Source organism: Marinobacter sp. UBA2498, from assembly GCF_002341575.1.
In the GTDB taxonomy this organism is placed as follows: domain Bacteria; phylum Pseudomonadota; class Gammaproteobacteria; order Pseudomonadales; family Oleiphilaceae; genus Marinobacter; species Marinobacter manganoxydans.
The window spans coordinates 11855-14948 of sequence record NZ_DDOI01000026.1 but is presented as its reverse complement, the minus strand read 5'-3'; the positions used below and the strand labels follow the sequence as shown (position 1 = coordinate 14948).

At 56.3% G+C, this 3094-nt stretch carries 3 protein-coding genes; 1 reads left to right on the top strand and 2 read right to left on the bottom strand.

What is annotated here, in order from left to right; all coding sequences use genetic code 11:
* The coding region (locus B2W52_RS02460; RefSeq protein WP_286801121.1) for an MFS transporter at window positions 1-1237 on the bottom strand (1237 nt) is incomplete at its 3' end.
* 228 nt (window positions 1238-1465) lie between these two features.
* Here B2W52_RS02460 and B2W52_RS02455 point away from each other — a divergent pair.
* Window positions 1466-2731, top strand: a complete 1266-nt coding sequence (locus tag B2W52_RS02455) for an EAL domain-containing protein (protein WP_286801120.1) — start codon at window positions 1466-1468, stop codon at window positions 2729-2731.
* A 12-nt stretch (window positions 2732-2743) separates the two neighbouring features.
* Here the strand turns inward: B2W52_RS02455 and B2W52_RS02450 are convergent.
* Window positions 2744-3094 (bottom strand): efflux RND transporter permease subunit (locus B2W52_RS02450; protein WP_286801118.1); only part of this gene is annotated, 351 nt, incomplete at its 5' end.

Below are 3094 nucleotides of genomic sequence, written 5' to 3'. Positions count from 1 at the left end.
ACCCGTTCAGGAGCGAGAGCAGGAGGAAAAACCCCGGAATGCTTACCTCCAATACACCAAGCACCACAATTCCGGCCAGGGCACTCACCACCATGAACAACGCATTAATGACATTCAGCGCAGCAATAATACGGGCACGTTTGGTCCGTGGCGTTTCGTGCTGGATAAAGGCGTACAGAGGCACGATGAAAAGACCGCCGCAAATCCCGATACCGACCAGATCCATCAAAACCCTCAGATAGACAGGATCGGTCAACAGGGTCCACCAGGTGGAGGCCATGGGATCATCAGGCACCGCAAAATACAGGTCTATTCCGAACAGGCTCAGCCCCAGGGCGCCCCAGGGCACGGGTGACAGGGTAATGCGGTGTTTGGTGAGTCGCTCGCACATCATGGAGCCGATAGAAATGCCGATCGTGAACATGGCCAATAACAGGGTCACCACGGTCTCGTCACCCAGGAGGTTGGTGCGGGCAAAATTGGGAAACTGGGTCAGATAGGCGGCTCCAAGGAACCAGAACCAGGAGATCGTCAGCACCGCCAGCAACACCTGCCGGCGCTCGGCCGCCAGAGCCATCAGTTTCCAGGTTTCGAGCACCGGGCGAAAACGGACATTGACACCGGAACCATCGGATTCGGTCACCGGAACCTGACGCGCCGCCAGATAGCCGAACACCGCCATGACAAAAACGGCAACCGCCGTCAGCCGGGCCGCCATCTCAAAGCCCATCAATAGACCCGCCGCAATGGTGCCCAGAAGGATCGCCACAAACGTGCCCATACCAACCAGGCCATTGCCGCCCACCAGCTCATCGTCCGCCAACACCTGGGGCAGGATCGCGTATTTCACCGGACCGAAGAACGTGGACTGGGTACCCATCAGGAACAGCAGAACCAGCAACAACTCGTACCAGCCGAACCACAGTCCGAGTGCGGCAACGGCCATGATGACAATTTCCGCCAGCTTCACATTCCGGATAATCCGGGATTTTTCGTAGCGATCCGCCATCTCGCCGGCAATACCGGAAAACAGGAAAAACGGCAATATGAAGAGGAAAGCAGCCAGGTTAACCACCACATTCACCGACAACCCCATCAAACCGCCGGCACTGAAGGTGATCAGCAGCAGCAGCGCGTTCTTGAACAGATTGTCGTTGAAGGCGCCAGAGAACTGGGTCAGATAAAACGGCAGGAACCGGCGTTGGCCAAGCAAACGGAACTGACTTTTCGATGGCATCAAGAAACCCTGTTTTGGTGCGTTGCCGGCGTTGCGACCGAAAATTTGCCCGAATCCGGTGCAATAGCGCAGAAAGCGGCAATCATGTTCATTTATTTGACGGGGTTAAGCATTTTCAAACGCTTGATTTTTGGCCGTCTGGTACGAAATTCGCTTGGTCTCCTTGTTCAGACACTTTTTCATCGGGCCAGGATGGCTGGATTATTGGCACTATAAAGGTTCCTGACCATGAGCAGCGTAGTCCGACTTCCACGGCGCATCTATCGCGGAGCCGAAATATCCAGGACTCCAAAGATCATCGACGACTATGATTTCAGTTCTGTTTACCAGCCTATCCTGAGCCCAACCCATCGAAAACTGGTTGGCTACGAGGCATTGGTCCGGGTCAGAAAGAACAATGAGAGCATCTCTCCGTTTACGCTTTTCGAACAGGCCGAAAAAAACAACCAGACACCGGAGCTGGATCGGCACCTGTTGCAGCTCCATCTGGACAACTTTGCGGCCAGCTCCCAGGCCGTCTGGCTGTTCCTGAATATCAATCCCGGTACCTGCATCCATCCGGAAGCCTCCCTGGAAAAGCTTGCTCTGCAATGCCAGCGTAGCGGAATCGATCCCGAGAAAGTGGTTCTGGAACTGGTCGAAACCGCGTCCGACAACCCGACCGCACTTCTGGAATTCATCCTCAAGGCCAAAGCACACGGCTTTCAGATCGCTATCGACGATTTCGGTATGGGCGATTCCAATTTTGAGCGCCTGTGGCGCATCAATCCGCTCATTGTGAAACTCGACCGGAGCCTATTGGTAAACGCCGAGAACAACAGTCGCGCCCGAATGCTGCTGGAGAGTCTGGTAAAGATGATCCGCGAAAGCGGCAGCCTCGTGCTTTTGGAGGGGATCGAGAACCACACCCAGGCTCACATTGCCCTGCAAACGGAGGCCGATCTTCTGCAGGGCTTCCTGTTCGCAAGGCCGTCCAACCTGAAACAACACGAGCCGGAGCTGACCGAACAGGCGCTAAAACGCATCATTGCCGATTCCAGCGAGTCATCAGCCCAGGACATACGGGATCAGGAGAGTTATTTCCGCCTTCTGCGTTTCGAAATTCTCGAAGCCTGCCATTCCCTGAGCCGGGAGTTGCCGTTCAGCACCGCCTGCAACAAGCTGTTGGAAGTGGATGGCGTGAAACGCTGCTTCCTGCTCAATCCACAGGGCATCCAGCAAGGCAACCTTGCCCGCGCCAATCCGGACATTCATCGCGGAAAGTTCAATCCGCTGTATCATTCCGCCGGCGCTCAATGGACCCACCGGGAGTACTTCCGGAATGCCCTGGAACGGCCCCAGCACATCAGCAGCTGTCGGCCCTACGTCGGTCTTCCGGATGCAAAACGTACCGTCACCCTCTCAACAATGCTGCCGGGGCAACAGGTCTTCTGCGTCGACATACACCCGGATGAGATGTTTGGCGGCCAGCTGGAGTTCCCGGCCACCCTGTAATCACCCGGTCAGTCAGAAATCGTCGGCGCGTTTCTGTGGCGCGGCGGCCAATCCAGTGCCACCCGCCTGTCCGGACGCCTGACGTTCCAGTTCTTTTTCCACCGCATTGGAAGACTTGGCAAACCGGGCCAACAGGTTGTAGAGCACCGGAATGATGAACAGGGTCAGCGTGGTGGCGAAGATCAGCCCGCCCAGAATGACCATACCAATCGCAGCCCGACTCTCGGCTCCCGCACCTGTGGCAATGACCAGTGGCACGGCACCGAAAATCGTCGATATGGTAGTCATCAATACCGGACGGAAACGCAGACAGGCGCCTTCGAGAATCGCCTCCCGCACCTCGTAACCCTTGTCCCGGAGCTG

What these genes read in the sequence shown, in the direction of transcription:
- B2W52_RS02455 (WP_286801120.1), top strand. Translation starts at nt 1,466, where the DNA reads ATGAGCAGCGTAGTCCGACTTCCACGGCGCATCTATCGCGGAGCCGAA.